Here is a 23,911-nt window from a genome sequence, read left to right as displayed (position 1 = left end):
TCATTGGTATTTTACTAGTAGCGGCATGATAGCAAAAAGTTTATGTTGTGTGGTAATTCGTATGGATTTGGGCAATATTTAACCTAGGTTTAGTTTTTTTGGTGATATTTATCGGTGCAGTGGGCTAATAATTTTCCTATCGACGAACTGGGATCAACAATTAGCCTTAAAAAAATCGAGATTTTAACCCCAAATTCCCAGATAGGGATACTATTATCAAGTAGAATTATCGCCGCGGGAGATTTTGAATCGAAAAGATTGCCTAATTTAGGAAGATTGGCAATCCTTCTGGTAAAAATGCCAAGAATTAGCGTTTGGAACTTTTACGTAGCATCCCAAGTATATAGATTAATTTGGAGAACTAACCATAGATGATATAAATTAATGGGTTACCAATACCCAATTAAGTCAATATAGGAAAGACATATCAAGGATATGAATCCTACCAATGTTTAGAGACCTCAAGCCGAAAATTATTACAGTTATGGAATTTAGTTCAAAAGTAGTTCAAGCCTATGGCTGCGTTTGAAAAGGAGCTGGACAGGGTTTTCATGGATAACCTACTCGATCACATAGTAATGAAAATTTCAGCATTTGAATTTTTTTAACGATCTAACTAAATTATCGGAGAAATAAACCCAAACTCTACAAGGTATTTTTACACAAGCCTAATCTGTAGAAATATTTACGCATAAAACTGTAGATATTTTATTAGCGGGGCTTATTAATGCTGAGCCTAATTAATACTTTGTTCACATCTAATATCTAATAATATAATGGTAAATATATTTGTCTATTACTCATAATATTTATAAATACCCATCTGAAAAATACTTTGAATATTCAAGATACTTCTGGTTGTTAACAGAGAAAATTTACATAAATAGTAATTTGTATATAATCAGTACTTATAGAAAACCTTTAGGTAAATAAATATTTACCAAGCATTCGAATATTATATTGAATAACGAGGAAAATATTATTAATTAGTATCATCCATAGTTAATCTTGATCTTAGTAAGAGTAGCTTATTCTATAGATAAACTATCTATCTTATTTAAAATATAATTGCTACTAAATTATACAATAGCACTATCTAATAACGTATAGACCTAATCAAAATATTTTTTTGATTAGAATTAGATGGATTTTGAATTCACAACACTGTTAAAACTATTGATAGAAGGTCCTACTTCTTTCTAAATGAGTCTAAAACTGATTATTGAGATATAATCAAAATCCATATGATAATGTTATAATCATTGCCATTTATTCAAAAAGCGTATTTTACGCCGCTACCATAATTATTTATACAATCCATTAGAAATAAGTTTAAAAACAACTTTGACCAATATCCTTAATTTAATAATTACTACACATTGTCTATACCCAGCTATGATTTATTACCTACAACCACAACACTTTTATGAAATACACACAATTTACTCATATTTAATGAACTATTTGCCCTTGTTTTTATCCCCTGGGTTATTCCTACTACTTATTTTGAATGAAGTAGATCCCAGGAAGCTCTCGCTAGTGAAAGAGTTTGATTGACATCATAGGTAATAGCAAGTCAAGATGAAATTATGGTGATGAAAATTTACAAAAGCTGTGGTGATGAATGTCTCTTGAGTTCATATCTCTGGAAAGAATCCATTATATTGCCCATCAATATGGCTATTGGGCTATTTTTTTAGGAATTCTATTAGAGAATTTGGGTTTTCCCCTTCCTGGTGAAACCTTAACATTAGTAGGTGGATTTCTTGCTGGTAGCAATGAACTTAGTTATTGGCTTGTTCTTAGTGATGCTACCGCAGGTGCCTTCTTAGGAGGTACTTGTGGTTACTGGATTGGGAGGATTGGTGGTTGGTCTTTGCTCGTGAGGTTATTGGGAGTTTTTAAGATATCTGAGGCTAGAATTATTAATGCAAAAAAACAATTTAGTGAGAATGCATTCAAAGCCATATTTTTCGGCCGTTTCTTTGCCCTGTTAAGAGTTTTTGCCGCTCCATTGGCAGGAATAGTAGAAATATCCTTTACTCGGTTTATGGTGTACAACTTGGCTGGAGCTGCAACTTGGGCTAGTGTAATGGTTAGTTTAGCCTTCTTTGCTGGTAGAGTTATTTCTTTAGAACAATTAATCACCTGGGTGAGTCAGTTTGCTATTTTGGCTCTATTTATCCTTTTAGTGTTGATATTTGCACCTTTATGGTTTAAATCTCATCAGACGGATCAGTATGGAAGTGAAGATTGAAGATTTTAATACCACTACTTGGAAAGTTATCAACATAAAAAATACCGTCTTTACACAAGTACCGGCTCAGTTACCCCTCTATATATAGGCTGGATTTGTATTATCGTTTTATAAATAAAATTACTTAAAAACAACTAAGGCATAAAATTAAGATGATCAAAAGCCATAGAATACTTAGGATATTGAAGTAGTATTTAATATTTATTCTCGTAAAATAGGTCTGAGTAAATACTTAATAAAGTGGTTGGTTTTCAAAACTGTCAAATGTAATTAATATACAAAGGTTATTAAAAATCGGAAAGGAAGTATACATTAATAGTAAATTACTGTATACCTCATGGTGATGTTTTGTAGCTTATATCACAAATAGGTTTACTCCATATAAATAATCAAGCAGAGTAATTCCGGCAAATAATGAGATATCAATTATTAAATTTCTAGTGTTTCTTACGTTCCCCCCTCCCCAGAGTAGTTTTATTCAATTTGCAAATTAATATAAGCAAAATATTAATTTTATGGAACTAACAACTAGTGACAACTGATGCAGTATGGAGTGATGTTTCTGTTTTAATTTTCTCTAGCCCTCTATCTCAATAGTTTGTTATAGCAGAACAGTAAATAAATCGAAAAGCCTATTCAAACCAAGTAAAAAGTGAAAACAATATAAATTTTTGTAAAAAAAATAGTATTCATGTGTAAACCTTTGAATTTATTTGCTAATTTTGTATTTTGTTCAAATATTAAGTATTTATACGGTTAGCAATATAAGGTCTAAACAATTATCATTTTTTCCTCGAAAAAAACATAACATACTTTTCTGGTAAGCAGAAAATCTCCGGAGTTAATTTGTGTGAAAATGCAAAAAGCATGAGATAATTAGTTTTCCGTGCAAAAAAAATTCACGGGAAACTAATGAATGCAACGGTGAACTTAAAAGCAGAAAATATTCCTGGAAAACTAAGCCCTGGAGTTGTTTTTTTTGCATCTGTAGTATTCTATGTTGCAAGGATGAAACATAATTGGAAAATCAATCTTACCCATTAGGTAAAACTTCTTTGGTTCCTGTCGGAAGCCACTGTATCCTTGAGCTTTACGAGTGCCCAAAAGATTTGCTCAATAATCTGGTATTTATTCGAGATTCCTTACAGGAAGCAGCGAGGCTGGCAGGAGCTACTCTGTTGAAAGAAATAACACACCAGTTTAATCCTTATGGGGTAACAGCTCTGGCACTGTTAGCAGAGTCTCATATTTCTATCCATACTTGGCCTGAAATAGGTTATATCGCGGTGGATATTTTTACCTGTGGTCAGCATTCAGAACCAGAGAAAGCTTGTAAGTTTCTTATAGAGATTTTTAACGCTCGTAATCATGTACTTCTGAAATTTCCTAGAGGTAGATTAACTCCACAACTCCAAGAACTTGGAGAGAGCTTCCTGTTAGAAGCACCTAGTTATTGTTAATCAAAACTAAGGTTTCGGTATTTCAATCATTTATTAGAGTTCAAGGAATTTAGATAAAAGTCTTATTGTGTGGTGTTTATCTGCGGATACCTCAAAGTTTTCATAATTACACTTATGAACTCTGTTATTTTTGCCAGATGGGTTAATTCCCGTTTGGTTTTTTGTTTTATTATTTCTAATAACTTCTACAATAATTTTATGGAAAGATAATCTCTACTAAAGTGAAAACTAAGTTTAAGATTGAAATAAACTGACTCATGATCAATTAGAGTTTCGAGTCAAGTAGATAGCAATATACATCAAGAACTTACCTATTTTAGGGATTATTGGCTTTCTATTTCCCCATCGAGTGTAAATAAATAAGTACTAAAGCAAACAATTTAAAAGTATTATGATGACAGTATTGTTTCAGGGCAATAACTCAAAGTTATTGCCCTGTATGTTATAGTAAATTTTTTATACGTGAGTTCCACTATACATGATTGCTGCTACCATATAGCAATTCTTGATTGGCAAGTTTTTAAGTTTTTATAATGTAAAAAGTCTTTAAAGCGGATAAAATAACTCATACTTGGGTTATTTTGACTCTAGCCATATTTAGTCGGTGACATTATTTACTTCATGATAATATCAACCCCTATTTTCTAAAATAGGACTTAGTATGGAGTTAGAAAGGGTTATTAACAGGTTAAACCTGTAGTTTTTCTTGGCTGAATGGTATATTTATACATGTATGCAAGATGTGCTAAAAGTGCTTTGAACCGCTATTTCTGCGTAAGGGGCTAGTTATATGTCTGTTAGAGATGTTGTTACAGATTTTTGGGTAAGCGAACATATCACTCCCTGGGACATTTACTCCCACGGAATCATAGATGTACTTACTCATAAAAAAACTGCCTACCAAGAAATGTACATTGTGGAGACTGGTGTTTATGGAAAGGCTCTGGTACTAGATGGTAAGTGGCAATCTTGTACTGGAGATGAGTTTTTATACCATGAACCTCTAGTTCATCCTGCCATGATTTTCCATGGAGGACCACGTAAAGTATTAATTCTTGGAGGTGGAGAGGGAGCAACAGCGAGGGAAGTGTTGCGATGGAAATCTGTGGAAAAGGTGGTAATGATTGATATTGACGGTGAGGTTGTAGAAGCTTGTAAGCAATACTTACCGGAGATGCATCAAAATGTATTTGATGATGCCCGGTTACAGGTTGAAATTGCAGACGCCTTACATTTCCTAAATACCACTAATGAGAAATGGGATGTGGTAATTTCCGATCTTTCCGATCCAATTGAATCGGGGCCATCTTTTGCATTATTCACTAGGGAATTTTTTGAAAAAATCCTCCTAGCACTTTCCTCTGATGGTTTTTTTGCGATTCAAGCAGGACCAGTTTCCCCTGGAGAGCTAACTCTTCATGCTCGCCTGGTAAATACTTTAAATACTGTATTTCCCAATGTACAATCTTATAGTAGTTATACTTCCACCTACGGCAGACCTTGGGGTTTTGCCTTGTCTTCCCAATCAGAGATTAATATTAATCCCAATACTGAAGAAATTGATCAATTATTAAGGGAAAAACCAACAGCAAATTACAAATGTTAGATGGGATTACCTTGACAGGTATGTTACACATACCTAAACATATAAGACAAGCGATCACATCTGCTGCGCTTACAAACCAGATATATACGATGGCATCACCTCCTAAGTTCTTTGGTCAGGGCTCTGTTAACAGTAGAGTTGAAACTTAAATTGTAGGGTTTAAATAAATTTACCTAAAACCAACTCGGATTCGAAACCCATATATTAAAAACAACAGAAAGCCTGGGACATTTTAATGATTCCTTTGTTTTTATTTTTTATCAGGGTTAATTATTTCATTACTTAACCCAAGTAATGAAAGTTAATGATGTCATGTACTCACATAATTAAGAGACATCTATAGAATTAGCCTAGTATAATTACATCAATAATAGGTTATGGCTCTGGATAAATTATAAAAATAATATCAACTGATCTAAAGTTTATTGGGCTAAGAGAGAAAAATAGGGAAGTTACGATAAAAAGAGTTTATTGTAACTTCCCTATTCCCAAACTGCTTGTAATTCATCTAAGTTTGCTAGTACTTCTTGACTGTGCATAATTGGATTAACTTTAACAAAAGTCTTCCGTAATATTCCGTGTGGGTCAATAATGAATGAGTGACGCACAGAAATAAAACCAATCCAAGAGCCATAAGCCCTACTGGCTTCTCCTTTTGTGTCAGCCAGCAAGGGGAATTTTAAACCCTCAGAATCACAAAATTCTGCGTGAGAGTCCACACTATCAGTACTTATACCAATGACCTGCGTATTTTTGTTTATGTACTTAGGTAAGTCTTGTTGGAAATGCTGCGCTTCTATAGTGCAGCCAGATGTAAAATCTTTGGGGTAAAAATATAAAACGACCCATTTACCACGAAAATCTGACAGGGATATACTGCCATCACCAGTGTTAGTGGGTAATGTGAATTCAGGAGCTGCCTGATTTAATAGAGGTGGTTGTCCACCTATAGCAATTACATTAGATGTCAAGCTCAACCAGCTGATAATAGCAAAACAGCTAGCTAATACAATACTAATAAGACGTTGATAGAAAATCATATTTTCAATCAGAATTGCTAATAAATACTTGGCATAAGTTAATAAGTTTTTACTTCCCAGTAAGAAAATATGAAAGGGCAATTCCACATCTAGGGTTTACCCTTTCTCAGAACTGCTTAATTATCCCTAGCAAAAGCACGAGTGAATATACAACCATTAGCACTCTTAAACATTAACTTTAGATTTTTCAGATTCTTCTTTTACTAAATGTTCCCAACCTAAACTTTTGAGGCTGTTATTACGACGTAATGGACGAGTAACTAGTTCTAAAATGTCTCGAGCATTCGTAAAGCCATGAATTTGGGAAAAAGTGAATTCTACAGACCACTTCGTAGTAATCCCCCGAGCTTCTAGAGGATTAGCATGTGCCATACCAGTAATAACTAAATCTGGATTTAATTCCTTAATACGTTGCAATTGATTATAATTATCGGGTTTTTCTACTATCCTGGGCAAAGGAACATCCATTTCCTTACAAGTTCTTTCTAGGAATGCTAATTCTGCACCCTGATATCGTTTATCCATATAAGGAATACCAATCTCGTGAACAGTCATACCGCAATGAATTAGAAACCTGGCAAGGGAAACTTCCAGTAGGTTATCACCCATGAAAAATACAGACTTACCACGGATAAGTTGTACATAATCTTCTAAACTTTCCCATACTTGTGTTTCCCTGTCATCCATTTTTTGGGGGACAATACCAAATACAGAACAAATCTTCTCAACCCAGGCACGGGTACCATCAGGACCAATAGGGAAAGGTGCACTAATTAATTTACACTTACGACGACGCATTAGGGTAGTAGCTGTGCGACTAAGGAAGGGATTGACACCGGCTACATAATAGCCCTCTTCAACGATAGGTAATTCTGTGAAGCGTTTAGCTGGTAGCCAACCGGAAACCCGAACTCCTTGCTTCTTCAATTCTAGGGTCAATTGGGTGACTACAGGGTCTGGGAGAGAACCAAATAAAATCAGGGGTGGGTGATCTATATATTCTATTTCTGCTACTTCCTCTTTTTGTTTACCAAAGTTCAGTAACTTTTGAATCGGATTATGCTCGTATTTCTCCGTTTGTTTCATATCAGACCCTTGAGGACATCGCAAAGCCATGGATGCAAGAACAGTATCCTCACCTTGGGTAAATGCATAATCTAAGCCATTAGCACGAGCAACTACGATGGGAATACCAAGCTCTTCTTCTAACTTGGGTGCTAACCCTTCCAAATCCATTTTGATAATTTCCGTGGTGCAAGTACCAATCCAAACAATGACACTTGGATTACGATCACGTTTAATTTGCAAACATAATCGCTTTAATTCTTCATAGTCATTTAACTGTGCAGAAATATCACTCTCTTCCAATTCTGCCATTGCATATCGAGGTTCAGCAAAAATCATTACCCCCATGGCATTTTGGAGAAAATAGCCACAGGTCTTTGTTCCAATCACTAAAAAGAAACTATCTTCAATCTTTTGGTACAACCAAGCTACGCAACTAATAGGACAAAAAGTATGGTAGTTACCTGTTTCACAATCAAAATTCAAAGTTTGTGTTTCATTAACGGCCATTTTTATATATTTCTCCCCTTAAATTTAAAAGCTGATGAGGCAAAGCGAATGATTTCGACTTTACATATGCTGCACAATCCTATACATAAGTAAAAAGTTCTAATTAAAAATATTATCAGCACTACATTTGAGATTTTAATGTATAGCTATACTCTGTGCCTGTTAGCCTTCAAATTAGAAAAGTAATTATGGGAAATATAACAGCTAATTGGTAAAATCTTTTCACAGGTTTGATGTATAGTCTAGACATTCATGCTATTTAACTTTTGCCAGGTTATATTTTTCAAGGGTTTATTTCCCTCAAATCTTATACAAGAGATATCAACTTAATCATAAACATAATTGCCACTATCGTGATTTAGGCTGTTTCCATGTTATTTATACGGTTGATTGAAATTCCCTCTCCAACTTGGTAACTTTTTTCCCCATTTTGAGTATTAGTCTCTCTAGTCCAGACATCTCTTATAAGATTGTCATCTCTTCTCATAAGATTTTCGTCATTTGCAGAGGAACTGATATTATCAAACATATTACCTCCAATATTTTCTTCAGGAATCCCAGCAGTCAAATTAGCTATTTGAAAGTCTTGTAAGTTACTCAGGGAAATAGTGGAAATTTCTTCTTCTGACGATTCTGAGAGGATTGCGTCTTTCAAACCAGAATTATTTGCCATCACATTCTGGGACGATTCTCCCGTGTAGGATATTCTCCCTATAACGTATTCAGAGACACCACCACTCATAGAATTCTCAGAATCCTCGTCCATGTTGGAACTTGTTTGTATACGATTACCTAGAGCAACATCTGGATCGAAATTTAATCCTAAAACCTCCACTAAAATGTCAGCATCAGTATTTAGTTTAGAAAAAGGTAACATCAATTGGGCCAGTTTTGGTTCCAGGGCATTGACAACACCTAGAATTAAATAAGAAGGAGGACGCTTACCCCCATCGGGGGTATAAACTGATTCAATTTCAATATGGAGTCTTATCCAATCACGATTAATCTGGAAAAACTGTAGCCACTTACCCTTAAGCGCATCAGTAAAACTGTAAAAAAATGCCATACCCTGTCCTCTATCATGAGAAGCCAATTGATTTATACAATCATCAAGTCTAATTGTTCTTCCGGATTCAGAACTGGGGATTTACTTGGATTCAGATAGAAATCTGATAATAAGGAAAATAACTCACGATCTTGTGCATCTTGTGGAATAACACCTTCAGGTCTGGCAAGGATTTGGTCGGCTATATTCAAATAATAGTCACACACATAACCTAATGAAGGCTCCTTATCTGCCATTTCAAATAATGTTTTACCTTTGACACGGGAAACACGGATATCTTCAATTAGAGGTAATACTTCTAAAACCGGCATGGGTACTGCATCCACATACTTATCAATCAAATCCCGCTTAGAAGTACGATTGCCAATTAATCCAGCTAAACGCAAAGGGTGAGTCCGCGCTTTCTCCCTTACAGAGGCAGCAATACGATTCGCTGCAAACAAGGCATCAAAACCATTATCTGTAACAATCATACAGTAATCAGAATAGTTGAGTGGAGCTGCAAAGCCACCACAAACAACATCTCCTAAAACATCAAAAAGTATAACATCATATTCGTCAAAGGCATTAAGCTCCTTTAGGAGTTTTACTGTTTCTCCAACTACATAACCCCCACAGCCAGAACCAGCTGGAGGTCCACCTGCTTCAACACAGTCAACCCCACCATAACCCTTATAAATCACATCCTCAGGCCACACATTCTCGTAATGATAGTCTTTTTCCTGCAAAGTATCAATAATTGTGGGAATTAAAAATCCTGTAAGGGTAAAAGTACTGTCATGTTTAGGGTCACAGCCAATTTGCAGTACCTTCATGCCGCGTTTTGCCAGGGCAACAGAAATGTTACAACTTGTTGTGGATTTGCCGATTCCACCTTTTCCATACACTGCTAATTTCACTTTGTTTTTGTCTCGTAAATGGTTATCGAGGAAAATATAAGCTAGAAATAATTGCTCCCAATTGAATGCAAATTATTTACAAGGTCTACTAAGTTTTAATTATTATGGAAAATGTTGCTGAAGGAAAGGGGTTATATATTTATAATAAGGATTTAACAAAATTATTTAGAATTTTTAAAAATAAAACAGAAAAGTTAATAATTTAGAATAAAAAAAATCCCCCTTGTTAGGAATATTCTAGATAACATGCATTCAAGATTTTGGCAGATTTAGATTATTATGTATAATCCATGGAAATCAGTATCAAATTATCTGTGTAAACATTATAAACTGAGTGAATAGGATAAATTATAGAGAGCTAGCAAGTATGGCTTATGATACAAGTATAAATACTATATCCGAATTTGAAATCTATTGATGTTTGCTTATTCTATTTGGCTTTTATATGTATATATATATCGAAAATCAAAATACTGAACTTATTTTAGAAGTATTCAATAGTTGGTACTACTACCCAAGCATTTAAAATTCATAAATTGATATAAATTAAAGTAAATTGACATCAGTTAAAACCCCAACTTAAGCCTCAATTCAAAAACTCGCCACTTATATTGTTACTACTAAAATTTTGGGGATCTTCTTTCTGCAGTTTGAGATAAATAAACTACTTTGACCATATATAGTAATAATTACATGGTTGATGCTACCTTATATGTTGTTACTAACCCGCTTTTAATATGCACTATGCTATAAGGTATTTTATGGTTAGCCATTTATTCTGATAGTAATAGTTATTTGCTATAAACAATTTTCATAATTTAAATATATCCCAGCCTAAATTAATATTAGCCCTATCAAATAGTATTAATTACTATATAGTTAAACCTACAAGTTGTTAGCTAATTTTAATATATATAGATATTCTTGCCATTATAAAATGGTAAATACCATGATAGCTAATACTTAAGTTATATCCTAAAAACTCATGAATTATCAATTTCTAATCTTATATACACATTAATTAAGATGAGTAGAAACTAATTTCAATTTAAACTTAAATAATTTGCGAAAAATAATTATTAAAAATTAATTAATCAAGTTATTGACGTTAACCTGTACTTATTAATTCACTTATTCAAAATAATTATAACAAACTACACTTAATTAGCTTAACCCTCAGTTTTTGTTATTTTAATTTTGTGATCATTCAATAAATTAAGAATTTTTATAAAGTTTAAGGATGCTGCATTAACTATTTTGTGTTCTAAAAAGATAAAACTCTATTCTAATTTGAATATAATAAGCTAAGTTTATTAGCTAATCTGAAGACAGAGATATATAACCTTATTTATTATGAAATTTTCCTAAGTTTATCTTACTAAAAACTAATATTCTCTTACTTTAATATATTCCTGGTAGATACTTATAACTAAAGCTTCAGCTTTTATCAGAAGAGTGAAATATTTGTCTTTCTGGATATTAATAAACTGTATCATTTGTCCATAACTCAATACTTACTCAATGTTTAGTATAATTTCTATTTAGCCACTAAAACTTGAATATTTTACTTCACAATATCTCTATTAAACTATTAATTATTAATTAAATGAATTGATATGAGGGGATAGATATGAATTAGAATCATTCGAGAAAAAGTGAGCACAGTAGATTAAAGTGTTTGCTTAGTGAATATGAGTTTGTAAATAATCTAATTACAAAACCTAATTAATAATAGTTAATCCATATGGTTGCAAGTAAGCTAGTTCTGTCTTAATATATATCATTTACTAGAACAACGTAACTAATTTATATTTTTAGAATTATCAAATTTAATATTTATTAGATAAAGTTAATACCAACTAGTAATCCTAAATTTGAGCGAGAATAAAATTTTAGATTTTATTCTGTAATACTTGAATAAGTTTGTCAGACTTCTATGTCACTATTTTTGGTATATTACCGAATTCTAGTTATCTTAATATTGTCTTTATCTTATTTTAAGAAAGTTTTTCTCCAAAATAAAAAATTTTAGCAGTTTTCTTTTTATATATCTAAAATATTAATACTATTATTTTATCCGAACTTATTACTTTTCAGTACCGGTTGATTTAAAGAAGTAAATTTCATTAACAAATACTTTTTTAAATGAACTAACAAATACTTTTTTAAATGAACTGCTACCTATCTATGCTTTTATATATTCCTACAAAATCAGAGATTTTCCACTAGTAAATATTCATTAATTATACCAAACTGAATTTTACAAGAAAAAATAATTTTTGTAAGAACTTTTATCAAGATGTATCAAAGTTCTTATGATTAATAAGATTATTATTTCATATGATTGAAGCTATTTTGTGCATCATTGATAATATTTCACATCTCAAAACCTACTACAAAGTAAATGGTTTTTACAAAATTCTTCTACTTATGTATTTTTAATAAGGCATCTTTATTTGATAAAGCATTTCTGGCTGCAGCTTTTTCTGCCTGTTTCTTGCTATTTCCTCGACCTTCTCCAAATTGTTTGCCATTAACCAAAACTTTAGATAAAAAAACTGGGTTATGAGATAAACCACTGATTTGTAAAGTTACATATTGTGGTGGTTTAGGAGAAATATTATGTTGTACCCATTCTTGAAATGTATTTTTGATATCTAAATTAGAACTATATGCGACAATATCTTCAGCTACAGAATTGAATAATGGTTGAACGACTAATCTGACGGCTTCGACATCAGAGTTACTATCAAGATAATAAGCTCCTACGAGTGCTTCAAATGTACTACTTAATAAATTAGGATTTTCTTGGCCTTTTTCTAAGATAGCTCCCTTTCCTAAGAGCATTTTTTCTGGTATGCCCACATCACGTGCAAATTCTGCTAATTGTAATTCATTGACTAATGCTGATCGCATTCTTGTTAGTTCATCTTCTTCCTTTTCTGGATACAGACTGTAAAGATATTCTCCACTCAAGAAATTTAATAGGGCATCACCAAGAAATTCCAAACGTTCATTATGCGTCTGAGTATGGGGATTTTCGTTGATATAAGAGCGGTGTGTAAGAGCATGGTTTAATAGTTTTTGGTCACGAAATACCAAAAGTTGGTGCATTTTTATTAATACTCACTAACTTATCTTATATTTATATTACTGCAAAAAATGACATGATGGTATTCACCATAATTAGTAACACAACATTTTAGTTAATATTTTTAATTGCATTCACAAGAACAATAAGGGTTATTATTTGTTTGTGGAATAAACCATCAGCTGGCTCTATAAAATCAGGATATATAATGGTAAACACCGGATTTTTTTTAGTAAAGAAAAATGATAGTTAGACATTCATAATATCTATTTTTATCTTTGTTCATAGGAATAAAATATTATATTCATGATTATTGATATAATTGAAATATATTAAAACTAGTAAATATAATATGGTAAAAAAATTTTTGGCATTGGATTTTGATGGTGTAATTTGTGATGGGTTAATTGAATATTTTGCTGTAGCTTGGCAAACATACTGTCAGGTTTGGCAATCTGGTAATCAAAATCTTACAAATCCCCCAGCTGGAATATTAGAGAAGTTTTACAACCTAAGAGTAGTAATTGAAACAGGTTGGGAAATGCCAATTCTAATCAAAGCTTTAGTTGAAAAAATCAAAGATGATGATATTTACCAAAATTGGAAAGATATTGTTATATATTTAATAGAAAAAGATAGCCTTAGTCCCCATGAAATAGGGATTAAACTAGATATAGCTAGAGATGAACGTATTAAAAAAACTTAGAATCTTGGCTAGATTTGCATCGTTTTTATCCTGGTGTAGTAGAAACAATCCAATCAGCAATTACCAACAAAATTCAAGTATATATAATTACTACAAAAGAGAGCCGTTTTGTTCAAACATTATTACATAAGGCAGGAATAAATATAAATAATAATAGAATTTTTTGGCAAAGAAGTTAAACGTCCTAAGCATGAAACTATGCGGCAATTAATTATAAAAAATCAAATAGAACCGGAAGCATTATGGTTTGTTGAAGATAGGCTAGAAACACTACTAATGGTGGAAAAACAACCAGATTTAAATTTAGTACACCTATATTTAGCTGATTGGGGATATAACACTCCAGAAGAACAGGAAGAAGCATATAAACACTCACGGATCCAATTAATTTCTCTGTCTAAATTCTCACAATATTTTTCTAGTTGAGGCTATTATATTTAATTTAAAACTTTATTTGGCATTAGCCTTTTATTAACTTTTGATTTAGATAAAGGTTGCTGTAAGATTCATCTCGTACTTATGGATAATAAATGATGCTTTCAGCTTGCTAGATGAACATCATATTCAATCTAAGAAGATGATAAAGCATCTTTAAAATGAATACATAGGGGTTTTAAATTTACGAATACCGAAGAAATAAGGATTAACTTTATAAGTTAGTATATAATACCGCTCAATGAAAAAATGCGAGCTTTAATAAAAACCGAATACAAAAATATTGTTACTCACTTTTCTCATCTATTATATAAACAATTGGTCTGATAATAATTTGATTATAATTATTTAACTTTTATATTAAAATAATATTTTTTTATGTTTTTGTTTTCTCTCTAATTAAAGAACCTAAAGGTATTGATAAATTCATAATTCAAGCAAAAGATTCTCTTTATTTAGTTTTTAGCAGTTACTTATTCAGGACTGAATCATACCTATATAACTTGGAATCTAGACCCTTGAATTGGAAAAAAACATTATCAAATAGCCCTTCATGCCATTCTACTAACTAATGTCGTAACTGTACTGGCATAGCCAAATAAGTCATGTTGATACCTCCTAAAGGTTGAAATATGACTGGAGTTAAGGGTTGATTTAACAACATAAGTATTTCAGTGGATGGTAAAGCCTTTAGACCCTCCATTAAATATTTGATGTTGAATGCTATAATTATATCTTCTCCAGACATTTCTACAGGGATTGAATCTCTACCATTCCCTAGGTCCTGAGCCTCTACATATAGAGTAATTTCTTGTTCAGCACTATCAATATTTATTTTAACGATATTGTTTTTTTGGTCCGCAAATACAGCTATTCGCTCTAGAGCACTTAGAAATAGTCGCCTATCTAAATTGATTTCTCGCTCGAATTGTTTAGGTATAAGCTGATTATATGCTGGATACTGTCCTTCTAGAGTACGACTAGTTAACCGTTGGTTTTGCCATTGAAAAACTATATGACCACGATCAAAATTCAAAGAAATGAGTTGATCTTCACTTCTCACATGAACTAGCATCCGTTCTAATTCACGTAGTGCTTTACCTGGTACAGTAACCTCCAAGTGATTTTCAGCACTTTCATGAATATTTTCATTAGCAGTTTCCACAACAGCTAAACGATGTCCATCCGTAGCAGCAAATTCTAAGGTATCCGTCTGTAACCTTAAGTGTACTCCTGTTAGTACCTGTTTGGTTTCATCTGTACTAGTGGCAAATAGAGAACCTTGTAAACCCTGAATGAGTCTATCCACTCTAATTGTCATGTTGTTCACATCCTCCAGGAATGGTAGTTCGGGAAATTCTTCCCCATGCATTGCTCTTAATTGATATCTTCCTGTTTCGGGTGTGAGGGTTAAAGTTATACCTTCCGCCAAATTCTCTTCTGCGGTATTTGCTTCATCATCTAAGATAATATCTCCTTTTGGTAATCGAGAAGTAATATCATTGAGTAATCTGGCTGGTAATGCCAAAGATCCCCCTTGAAATACTTCCGCACTAAAACTAGTGCGTATACCCAAACTCAGATCAAAAGCAGTCAAACTTACCTTATTAGTGTCTGGATCTGCTTGTAAAAGCACATTAGCAAGGATTGGATGTGTTGGCCGAGAAGGTACTGCTCGACTAACTAGGGAAAGATGTATACTCAAATCGTTTTGGGTGCAAACTAATTTCATGGTCAAACTGGTTTTGTTTTGGATAGGCAAATTATTATAGTCATAAGCATAGCTACCTGGGAATTTCAGTTTGGAATTCAAATTAATCCCGCAGCATTATTGCAAATATACTTCCTTGTTGGAAATAACAATTAGGAGTTGGTTATATTCCTTAATAAACTTTTCACTATATTGGTTGTGATGAAAAATTGTAGTTGGGGCATCTTGCTCTCTATTACTGAAACTTGTAAAACAGATTTGATTAAATAATAGGTTATACAAATTGTGTAAAAATTTGACAATACATATGAAGTCAAGTATTTCTCATTTCTATGTGCAGATTATTTGTAGAAAAAAATATATTTTTCCCACAAATAATCTAGCTTTTTTCCGTAATTTAACTAATGCAGTGTTGCTATTAATTTGCTCACCCAAAATAACTTCAAAATTATGAGTAAAACTTCTTGGATTACCCAAAAGGAAAGTATTTGATTTTCAGGATCAGTATTATAGGGAGTTATCATCCAATCGACTTGTGAATGCTTGTTACATTGGTAAAAGCTTAGTATAATCAGCAACTGCAGTATTTATCATATACAGAAAACCTAGTTGGAGCTTATTATTTTTTGGGATGTTTAGTCATAGTTAAGCAATCATTCAGTTGACGGAGAATAACAGCCAAAGAGGGATCTGTTTCCTTAAGTTGGGTAATCTTATCATAGCTATACATATTTATATGATATTTTCTCCCAAATTTATCCCCAATTCTGGGTAAGCTGAAATCGGCGTGTTTTCGCATGAGAGACATAGCTATTTGAAGTGCCCAACTCATTTCTCTTTTGCGATGTGATTTTTAGTTCTTCCAGGCTCTTCCAAAGGAAGACTAAAATCATCTGTAACTATTGTCAGAATATTCTCTGGAGTTGTTTCTAACTTTTTCTCTGGTGTTTCCAATATGGAGGCAACATTTTCTACTATCATAGTTAAACTCTCAATGAAAAATGCAAGTTAATACTGGAATTAAAGCCTCTTCTAGTTCACGGATATTCGATGTGTAATTGCATGCAAAATACTCAATAAATTCCTTGGGTAGGCAAATATTTTCATACTCAGATTTCTTATGCAAAATTGCTATTCTCATTTCTAAACCCGGTGTTTGAATACCGGCTATTAAACCCATAGAAAACAAAGTATTAAATATATAGAAAAATTTCTCTTGGGTCTATTCCTTCCACTCAATAAATTTAATATTATTTACCAATAATATATCTATATCCCAGTAGTTTTCCCAGAAACTCTGCATACCATCCGTTAGAATGGGAGCAACTAAATCATTTGTAAATTTTTTCGTAGATACATAAAATACATTAGCATTAGCATTTAAGTAAATTTCCCACCTCTGGTGACCTATATCTTGTATTCAATGGGTTTTACCTAAACCCACTCTACTACCACTAGAGGAGGAATAGAGGGCTAAACCCCCTTCGTGGAGATTTTGCTACTCTTAGTGCAGCAGTATGAGCCATTCAGCTATTAGCACCCACAATAAACCAGGAAAACACATGTTTAGGATTTAAGTCCGAAATTTTAATATATTTTGATTGAGAGGACAGATTTGGTTATACCTTGTTGAACTTATATTTTTGCATAAGCCACATCCCATTTATTGATGATGATAGATAGTTCATTCTCTTGAATAACAGTGATATAAATTTCTATGGGATTATCCAAAATCTCTTTAGCTGCATTGGCAATAGTATTTATGTAATACTTTTATAACCAAATACAAATAAACTGGTTGGGGGTAAAAGTTACAAAGCAATCATTATCAAAATGTTCAACACTAAATGTTTTTATCCAATTTTCAAAGGTAGTCTGGGATAATTCTATCTGCAACTTTACTAGTAACTCATCCCATAAAATACCTATAGGAGTTTTTATTTTCCACTACCTTAGCCGTTAATTATCAAAATAGAAAATACGAACGATGCAAGTATTAATAAGTAAAATGGAACTTAGATTAAATATCAGCCTTGAATTGTAATTTTTTGTTGGATAATCTGATTAAGCAAAATCATATCGTACCATCCCATCAAATCAAACTGAAAAATTTTAAAGACATATGCAAAGGATTAATTGTACTCAAATTTTATCGCCAAAACTAGTTACAAAAAGTTTAGTTATAATCCTGTTAAGTAGTTTTATTGGAATATCAACGGCAGGATGCTTATCTTTGAGTAAAACCTTACGAAAGTCAAACTCCCAAGTCCAGATTCCAGAAGAACCTATTCAGGCTCAACCATCCGTTGCTCCTACTTCTATTATTGCTGCTGCTAACGATCCTAACTTAGTGGTTAAGGTTGTACAAAAAGTAGGCCCAGCAGTGGTTAGAATTGACACCTCTAGAACAATTAGATCTCAAGTACCTTATGGATTTGAAGATCCTTTCTTCGGGCGTTTTTTCGGAGATGAATTTCCCCCCCGTAGTAGAGGACAGGTGCAAAGAGGTAATGGTTCAGGATTTATTATAAATTCTAATGGTGAAATCCTAACCAATGCCCATGTTGTTAATGGAGCGGATGTAGTAACAGTAAGTCTTAAAGATGGACGGAGCTTCAGGGGGCAAGTAAAAGGTGAAGATACGCTAACAGATGTAGCTGTAATTAAAATCAATGCCAATAATTTGCCTACTGTTCCTTTGGGGAATTCCGAAAAGTTACAATCGGGTGAGCCTGTAATTGCTATAGGTAATCCATTGGGTTTAGATTACACTGTGACCTCTGGTATTATCAGTGCTATGGGTCGCTCTAGCCGTGATATTGGTGCTAGTGATAAGCGGGTAGATTATTTGCAAACTGATGCAGCCATTAATCCTGGAAATTCCGGAGGACCATTATTAAATATTCATGGCCAAGTAATTGGTATGAATACGGCGATTATTCGGGGAGCCCAAGGCCTAGGTTTTGCAATACCCATAAATACTGTCAGACGAATTTCTCAACAGTTAATTGCCAAAGGAAGAGTAGATCATCCCTACTTAGGAATTGTGATGGCAACTTTAAATCAGGAATTAAAGGAAAGATTGCAGTCCGAGCTGAATAGTTTCGATGTTAGCGCTGATAAGGGAGTTTTGTTAGTTAGGGTGATCCCCCGTTCCCCTGCTGCCATTTCTGGAATGCGTGCTGGAGACGTTATTAAAAGTATTAACAACCAATCTGTAACAAATACAGAACAAGTACAAAAGATTGTTGAGAAAAGTAGTATTGGTCAAACTTTAACAGTTAGAATTCAACGTCGAACAGGCATAATACAACTGTCCATTAAACCTGCTCCTTTACCTGTAGATGATCGTAGATCATAAATTTGAGGTTTCCTACCGTAAACCAGATCAGTCATTTTATTAATGAGGTAAAAATAGATAATATAAACTATAAAATTCAATAATCTCATTCAATAGCTTGACTGCTCAGGCATAGTAAGACTTATAGTATGGGGTAAAACTCAATTACTCTAATCCATAAAGTCTTGATTATCACCTTCCATAACAGTTATAGACATCTATAATACCTCAGTAGTGGGGGAAACTACTACTATTAATACCTAAATCATCAATGATTCTGAAAAGATCGTAGGAAGGATATAAAGATTATTCGAGTTTTCTATGTACTCGGGGTACATTTACTTACTATAAAGAAATTCGAAATTATGTATGTTATATTAAAACCATTTACTATATACATATTCTATTTTTGAAAGTGCTAGTTAAATAAAATTTCATCTCTGGATTTACTTTTAAATAATTCATAATAATCCAATAATGAGTTTCCTAAAAGGATTAGTATGAGTTAACTAATGATACCACGGGTATGAAATTTAATCCTCTATTAGTAGCAGAGTAAGATATTAAAATTGTAAGTGCTAAGACTACTGATAAAGAATAATCATCAGGCACGTAAAAAATATCAATCAGATGATAAAGAAAGTAACTTTAGTATAAAATACGAAGTGGAAATTTAAGACAAGTATGGTTCTAGTTAGTAGTAAATCATAACAGTTGCTATTAATACATACATAAAAAAATGGTAATTAGGGTAAACAGAATACCTGGATAAAATAAATTTTGTATTTTGATATGTAGATAGATTTTAGAGATAGTAACACAAACGTAAAACACCTTAAGGAATAAAATTCAAAAGTTATTAGGAATTAAAAAACAGATAGAAAAGCTTAAATTCAATTTCTTTGGGGATTAGTCATTAAGAGGGAAAAATATATTGAGCAGTGGCTACTATTATGTATCATCTTAAGGGTTAGCTGAAAAATATCTAATCCACCATTCATAGTGGCAAAGCACTCTAGTTAGTTAAAGTGATAAGAGAATATGTTTTTTACTAATGCAAGTTCTGCCGTATTCTGATTTAGGTATTATTGGCTCCTGAGTTAGGGTGTAATTGTAATTCCAACAGCATTAGACAGCAACAAATCAGCTGCTTCTTTTATTGCAGTCTTATTTTTTAATATCCATTCTGTGAATTACCAGAATTATGAACATAATCTACTTAATATTCCTAAATCTCATCAGGATCATCATATAAACTGCAAGTATAAAAACTAAGTAGGTAATCTACGCCATAAAAGATTTTCTATTTTAACTGATTAACCTTTAACTTATCCACAAGCTTTTGTTTACTGATGACAAATAAGAGTAATTGAGAAGCATTCCTACACGAAGAGCCTAATCTTAATTGATTTTTTGAGCTTTTCTCCGCTACTCTTTAAAACCTTGCCCAGGGTTGACAAAATTTTTTTCACAAAATTCTGGGTGGTGATAGTGTGCAAATAAGTCAAACATAAAATCATGGGTAAGGTTTACACCGAAACTGTTACCAATCAAATACAAGCGGATATCTTCCCTTCCATAGTAAGATTCTAGTTTTTCTAGTACTTTTCCATAAACAGAAGGTGTACTTCCCTCTCTCCATATTCAGAAGAGTAATAAATTACATATCAAAGACCACAGGTGATAATAGATTCCCAAAAATACTAGTTTTCCTACAATAGTAGTTAATAAGGCGAGGTTTGTTTTATTAACCCGGAAGACAGAAATAGAAATATTATTGGGGTGCTAACACCTTATAGTATACTCGCTGATTTGTGGTTTTTCTCTAAGTAAAGCTTGCCAAAAATCTTCGTGTAATTGAAAGGGTAAATTTAGTCCAAATAGAGCTCTTATTGAGGAATTATTCCATGAATAATGAGCAGTGAATTTACTTGTTTAGACATCCTTAAATTTCTCAATCTGGATATTTAGGACCGAGTAAATTTAAATAGCAAAAAGTTAAGAAAACTATCAGTTATTGGCTGAAGCTTTTAATGATTTTCTCAAATCAGCAAGCAATACTAAATCTTATAAAAACTACTATCTATACCTTTAGTGATGTTAAATAAATATAAAGTCCAGCTAAGTAAAAAACCTAACAATAGGATACTCAAATATCCTTTTTGGGAAAACAATCACTTTCATTTATAGTTGCATGACTATAGCTTTATTCCTAAAACTATAGAGGGATTATTTATCCCTAATTTATAGACAAATAACTAATTTAGAAATGTCAATACTTAAAGATTTATTGCAACTCAAAAAGCATGCCTATACTTAAAGATTAGAATCAATTATTTAATAATAAAATATTTTATGATGGTGTATTATATTTATATTAATGTTTGACTATTTCGGGATATAATTGAACGCTATAAATTATAAGCAATATTACTTTTACTTATAAATTTAGTATATATAATTAGTGACCTATATTTAGGTCACTAATTATATATAAAAGATGCTTTTTTAAAGTAGCTAACTATAGAAACTATGTAAATAAACTCTATATACTTTTCCTCTTTTTTGGTAAGGATACATGAGATACTCGTTGGTTATACATGAAAAATATTAAGTATAATAAGGCTTAAGAAGCTTTATTCTTTAATTGGCTTATTATTCCTATCAACTCTTTAGATTTTACTACTATATCCATTTTATTAGTTCATGTGGTTATAGTGAAACTATACCTAATTAAGCTTGAATTTCTATTCAATAGTTAAGTATATAAGACTGCTTATCTTAAGCAAGATAAATTCTAGGACTGTTAATCTTTTCATATGTCTATATTTCTGAATAAATGAAAAAATATATTTAATATTACTTCTATTGAAATATACCTGTTTTTTCCTAACCCAAATATAGCATAATCATATTTTCATATCCTCTAATGAACTCCACAATGCTAAACTTATATAACACTCAGAATAATAAAAATTAAAAGTTAAATGAATTACCTACATTTAATAGAAAAATTTTGATTACAGGCTAGAATAAATATTACAAACAAATGAGATTGCAGAAGTTCAACTTAAACTGACTTACTTCCCAACATCCCCAAATGTACAGCATGAATATAGAACCTAATTCTCACTCCTTACCGGAAAATGATTTACATCCAAATAATTTGGATAATTTAAGTAAGAATATACCAATTACAGATAAGATAGCTGCAAAAGGATCTCTAGAGCCTATCAGCATACTGCGAGGACAAAATATAAATCTCATTAACGTTATTCCCAGAGCATTACCATTAATAGCAATAACAATAATAACGATAATTACTGGGATGATAATTGATAATTTTTTCCTGGGGATAACTGGCATAATTGCTACGTTGCTTTTGTCATTAATAATACTGTTACCTTGGCTAAAAAATTTTGCTGTGGAGTGGCCATCTGTCCATGAATGGATGTTAACTTTCGGACTAATAGGGATAGTAATTAGTACGATAGGATTACTCAAATTCACTGGCATAGGTCAACTTTTAATAATTGGGGGGCGTAAGGTAAATTGGGAAGCTTCTGGAACAATAGCAGAGTGGGTTGGTGCTTTTGGGCAAATTTTGATTGCTATTATTGCTGTTTATATTGCTTGGCGACAATATATTATTTCTAAGGATCTAACTATTCAACAAAATCTACTTACAGCCCAGCAAAATATAATTACACAGCAACAAACTATTGATTCTTACTTCCAAGGTATATCTGATCTAATTTTAGATGAGGGAGGATTATTAGAAGATTTGCCTCAGGAGCGTCTATTAGCGGAAGGACGTACTTCCGCTATTCTCAGTAGTGTTAACAGTAGTGGCAAATCAAAAATTCTAAGATTTCTCTCCCGTTCTAAGTTGCTAACACCTCTAAAACGTGATGGACATTTGGGAAGAGCAATTCTTGATGGTACTGGTGGTTATGCAGAAGACAGAGTCAGGGGAGTAAAAGTAATTGATTTAGGTGTTATGTTAGCAGGTGCAGATTTATCAGAAACAGATTTGCGGTGGACTGATTTAAGTGATGCCAATCTTGTACGGGCAAATCTTAGTTATTGTGACCTAGTTAGGGCAAATCTTTCCCGGACCATTTTGTATGAAACTAATCTGAAAGGTAGTGATATTAATGGCACTCATCTATTCTATGGATCCCCAAAAACAGCTTCTCCGCGTAATAAAACTGAAATACCAAATTATCAAACGGGTGAGTATACAGGTGCAGTGGTGGAAAATGCAGACTTTAGTGGTGTAAGAAGAATGTCGGAGAATGCCCGTTATTATTGTTGTTCTTGGGGTGGTGAAAAAACCAGGGGTACGATTCCTGGGGGTTGTGAAGGTATTCCCAACTGCTTAGGTAAATAGCGTACAAGATTAAGTGTATTGGTTTGAAAATGCTTATCATGTCAGTATGTATGGGAAATACAAAAGAGGAGTTTTGAAGAAACCTGTGTTGAATTGCAAACATTGATTTTTATAATATTCTACACCGGTGAATTAGTTTGCCTAAAATATGTTCCTCAAATCTAGGAGTTTATTTTAGTAGTCTTTAATTACCTACTACCACCGGAGCTATTTAGATTGGCAGTATAGATTAACCATTACAAAATAAATGCATTTTAGTATATTGGCTTTAAAACTAATAATTTGAGCTGTCTGAAATCACTTCTACTTCTTGACTTAAATACCTTGCACTT

At 32.6% G+C, this 23,911-nt stretch carries 19 protein-coding genes and 1 pseudogene; 9 read left to right on the top strand and 11 right to left on the bottom strand.

Translation table 11 applies throughout. The features are described from left to right. The first annotated feature begins 114 nt into the window (after positions 1-114). The 6 genes from RINTHH_RS02040 to RINTHH_RS11785 all read left to right on the top strand — a co-directional run bounded on the left by RINTHH_RS02040 (position 115) and on the right by RINTHH_RS11785 (position 5,472). Entirely contained in the window at positions 115-375 is a 261-nt protein-coding gene (locus tag RINTHH_RS02040; protein WP_044304404.1) for a hypothetical protein, read from the top strand. A gap of 1,249 nt (positions 376-1,624) precedes the next feature. Next, positions 1,625-2,257, top strand: a complete 633-nt coding sequence (locus RINTHH_RS02035; protein ID WP_008232333.1) for a DedA family protein — start codon at positions 1,625-1,627, stop codon at positions 2,255-2,257. Between the two features lie 912 nt (positions 2,258-3,169). Then, entirely contained in the window at positions 3,170-3,301 is a 132-nt protein-coding gene (locus tag RINTHH_RS11320) for a hypothetical protein (RefSeq protein ID WP_008232330.1), read from the top strand. After that, a complete protein-coding gene (gene speD, locus RINTHH_RS02030) occupies positions 3,277-3,717 on the top strand; it encodes an adenosylmethionine decarboxylase (protein ID WP_044304403.1) in 441 nt (146 codons plus the stop codon). The genes RINTHH_RS11320 and speD overlap by 25 nt, the downstream gene beginning before the upstream one ends. Positions 3,718-4,507: 790 nt before the next feature. Further along, positions 4,508-5,323 carry a fused MFS/spermidine synthase gene (locus RINTHH_RS02025; protein WP_008232326.1) on the top strand — a complete coding sequence of 272 codons (816 nt, stop codon included), beginning with the start codon at positions 4,508-4,510 and terminating at the stop codon, positions 5,321-5,323. Then, positions 5,317-5,472, top strand: a complete 156-nt coding sequence (locus tag RINTHH_RS11785) for a hypothetical protein (protein WP_008232324.1) — start codon at positions 5,317-5,319, stop codon at positions 5,470-5,472. Before RINTHH_RS02025 ends, RINTHH_RS11785 begins: the two co-directional genes overlap by 7 nt. 333 nt (positions 5,473-5,805) lie before the next feature. Here the strand turns inward: RINTHH_RS11785 and RINTHH_RS02020 are convergent, their stop codons facing one another. From RINTHH_RS02020 to rnc, 5 genes are all read right to left on the bottom strand, one after another. After that, on the bottom strand, positions 5,806-6,363 hold the full coding sequence (locus RINTHH_RS02020) for a peroxiredoxin (RefSeq protein ID WP_008232322.1): 558 nt from the start codon (positions 6,361-6,363) through the stop codon (positions 5,806-5,808). 165 nt (positions 6,364-6,528) lie between these two features. Further along, positions 6,529-7,938 carry a ferredoxin:protochlorophyllide reductase (ATP-dependent) subunit N gene (locus RINTHH_RS02015; RefSeq protein ID WP_008232320.1) on the bottom strand — a complete coding sequence of 470 codons (1,410 nt, stop codon included), beginning with the start codon at positions 7,936-7,938 and terminating at the stop codon, positions 6,529-6,531. Between the two features lie 358 nt (positions 7,939-8,296). Next, positions 8,297-9,004, bottom strand: coding sequence for a DUF5331 domain-containing protein (locus RINTHH_RS02010; RefSeq protein WP_008232318.1), 708 nt, complete (start codon positions 9,002-9,004; stop codon positions 8,297-8,299). Between the two features lie 32 nt (positions 9,005-9,036). Further along, positions 9,037-9,903: a ferredoxin:protochlorophyllide reductase (ATP-dependent) iron-sulfur ATP-binding protein gene (gene bchL, locus RINTHH_RS02005; protein ID WP_044304402.1), complete on the bottom strand. Its 867-nt coding sequence runs from the start codon at positions 9,901-9,903 to the stop codon at positions 9,037-9,039. 2,424 nt (positions 9,904-12,327) lie between these two features. Further along, positions 12,328-13,017, bottom strand: a complete 690-nt coding sequence (gene rnc, locus RINTHH_RS02000; protein WP_008232306.1) for a ribonuclease III — start codon at positions 13,015-13,017, stop codon at positions 12,328-12,330. 329 nt (positions 13,018-13,346) lie between these two features. Here rnc and RINTHH_RS10955 point away from each other — a divergent pair. After that, positions 13,347-14,126, top strand: a pseudogene (locus RINTHH_RS10955) (HAD family hydrolase). A 577-nt stretch (positions 14,127-14,703) separates the two neighbouring features. Here RINTHH_RS10955 and dnaN read toward each other — a convergent pair. From dnaN to RINTHH_RS11450, 6 genes are all read right to left on the bottom strand, one after another. Then, a complete protein-coding gene (dnaN, locus tag RINTHH_RS01990; RefSeq protein ID WP_008232302.1) occupies positions 14,704-15,867 on the bottom strand; it encodes a DNA polymerase III subunit beta in 1,164 nt (387 codons plus the stop codon). A gap of 598 nt (positions 15,868-16,465) precedes the next feature. Next, positions 16,466-16,678, bottom strand: a complete 213-nt coding sequence (locus RINTHH_RS11465) for a chromosomal replication initiation protein (RefSeq protein ID WP_008232300.1) — start codon at positions 16,676-16,678, stop codon at positions 16,466-16,468. Beyond that, on the bottom strand, positions 16,675-16,827 hold the full coding sequence (locus RINTHH_RS11460; protein WP_008232299.1) for a hypothetical protein: 153 nt from the start codon (positions 16,825-16,827) through the stop codon (positions 16,675-16,677). Before RINTHH_RS11460 ends, RINTHH_RS11465 begins: the two co-directional genes overlap by 4 nt. Before the next feature lie 10 nt (positions 16,828-16,837). Continuing rightward, complete coding sequence (locus tag RINTHH_RS11660; RefSeq protein WP_008232296.1) at positions 16,838-17,026, bottom strand: DnaA ATPase domain-containing protein; 189 nt, start codon at positions 17,024-17,026, stop codon at positions 16,838-16,840. 42 nt (positions 17,027-17,068) lie between these two features. Beyond that, positions 17,069-17,236: a DnaA ATPase domain-containing protein gene (locus RINTHH_RS11655; protein WP_408005746.1), complete on the bottom strand. Its 168-nt coding sequence runs from the start codon at positions 17,234-17,236 to the stop codon at positions 17,069-17,071. A gap of 383 nt (positions 17,237-17,619) precedes the next feature. Next, on the bottom strand, positions 17,620-17,742 hold the full coding sequence (locus RINTHH_RS11450) for a hypothetical protein (protein WP_008232293.1): 123 nt from the start codon (positions 17,740-17,742) through the stop codon (positions 17,620-17,622). 226 nt (positions 17,743-17,968) lie between these two features. On the opposite strand from RINTHH_RS11450, the gene RINTHH_RS01980 reads away from it, so the two are divergent. Both RINTHH_RS01980 and RINTHH_RS01975 read left to right on the top strand, forming a co-directional pair. Continuing rightward, positions 17,969-19,207 (top strand): HhoA/HhoB/HtrA family serine endopeptidase, encoded by a 1,239-nt coding sequence (locus tag RINTHH_RS01980; RefSeq protein WP_008232280.1) that lies wholly within the window; start codon positions 17,969-17,971, stop codon positions 19,205-19,207. Positions 19,208-22,295: 3,088 nt separating this feature from the next. Next, positions 22,296-23,579: a pentapeptide repeat-containing protein gene (locus RINTHH_RS01975; protein WP_008232277.1), complete on the top strand. Its 1,284-nt coding sequence runs from the start codon at positions 22,296-22,298 to the stop codon at positions 23,577-23,579. Positions 23,580-23,911 lie beyond the last annotated feature (332 nt).

Source organism: Richelia intracellularis HH01 (genome assembly GCF_000350105.1).
Lineage (GTDB): Bacteria > Cyanobacteriota > Cyanobacteriia > Cyanobacteriales > Nostocaceae > Richelia > Richelia intracellularis.
Note: the sequence above shows the minus strand (reverse complement) of the source record. Positions and strands in the feature narration are given on the sequence as shown.

Bases quoted from the DNA above. Each gene is read 5' to 3' on its own strand.
- RINTHH_RS11320 (WP_008232330.1), top strand. From the start codon at position 3,170: ATGAATGCAACGGTGAACTTAAAAGCAGAAAATATTCCTGGAAAACTA.
- RINTHH_RS11660 (WP_008232296.1), bottom strand. From the start codon at position 17,026: ATGGGTTTAATAGCCGGTATTCAAACACCGGGTTTAGAAATGAGAATA.
- RINTHH_RS11785 (WP_008232324.1), top strand. From the start codon at position 5,317: ATGTTAGATGGGATTACCTTGACAGGTATGTTACACATACCTAAACAT.
- rnc (WP_008232306.1), bottom strand. From the start codon at position 13,017: ATGCACCAACTTTTGGTATTTCGTGACCAAAAACTATTAAACCATGCT.
- RINTHH_RS11465 (WP_008232300.1), bottom strand. From the start codon at position 16,678: ATGAGTTGGGCACTTCAAATAGCTATGTCTCTCATGCGAAAACACGCC.
- dnaN (WP_008232302.1), bottom strand. From the start codon at position 15,867: ATGAAATTAGTTTGCACCCAAAACGATTTGAGTATACATCTTTCCCTA.
- RINTHH_RS02020 (WP_008232322.1), bottom strand. From the start codon at position 6,363: ATGATTTTCTATCAACGTCTTATTAGTATTGTATTAGCTAGCTGTTTT.
- RINTHH_RS11460 (WP_008232299.1), bottom strand. From the start codon at position 16,827: ATGATAGTAGAAAATGTTGCCTCCATATTGGAAACACCAGAGAAAAAG.
- RINTHH_RS01980 (WP_008232280.1), top strand. From the start codon at position 17,969: ATGCAAAGGATTAATTGTACTCAAATTTTATCGCCAAAACTAGTTACA.
- RINTHH_RS02010 (WP_008232318.1), bottom strand. From the start codon at position 9,004: ATGGCATTTTTTTACAGTTTTACTGATGCGCTTAAGGGTAAGTGGCTA.
- RINTHH_RS02015 (WP_008232320.1), bottom strand. From the start codon at position 7,938: ATGGCCGTTAATGAAACACAAACTTTGAATTTTGATTGTGAAACAGGT.
- RINTHH_RS02025 (WP_008232326.1), top strand. From the start codon at position 4,508: ATGTCTGTTAGAGATGTTGTTACAGATTTTTGGGTAAGCGAACATATC.
- RINTHH_RS02035 (WP_008232333.1), top strand. From the start codon at position 1,625: ATGTCTCTTGAGTTCATATCTCTGGAAAGAATCCATTATATTGCCCAT.
- RINTHH_RS01975 (WP_008232277.1), top strand. From the start codon at position 22,296: ATGAATATAGAACCTAATTCTCACTCCTTACCGGAAAATGATTTACAT.